We start from the raw sequence: 279 nt of genomic DNA on the forward strand, positions 1-279 counted from the left end.
GTTCCCCGCTCGGAAGCAGATCAAGTTGGTTTTTGAAATACTCAGTGTTTTGGTCGATCAGTCGATTTAAATTGTCCATCAGGTCGCTGAGGGAGGGGGTATGCATAAATTCTGCCAAAATATGGATCAGGCGGGGGCTCCCACCTGTAAGAATTTGAAGGGGTCGGAGCCGCTTCTTGTCCGGATTAAGCCCCGTAAGACCATTCCAAAGAGTTTGGCATTCTTCTAGGGACAATGGTCGTAGCGGAATGAGCGTAAAGCCGTAAGGCAATGTGTCCG

General features: G+C 49.5%; 1 protein-coding gene. It reads right to left on the reverse strand.

Annotation, left to right across the window (positions count from 1 at the left end; genetic code table 11):
* Positions 1-279 (reverse strand): hypothetical protein (locus KZZ04_RS18980; protein ID WP_219423810.1); only part of this gene is annotated, 279 nt, incomplete at both ends.

The sequence above is a fragment of the Pseudoalteromonas sp. CR1 genome, assembly GCF_019392235.1.
Classification (GTDB): Bacteria; Pseudomonadota; Gammaproteobacteria; order Enterobacterales; family Alteromonadaceae; genus Pseudoalteromonas.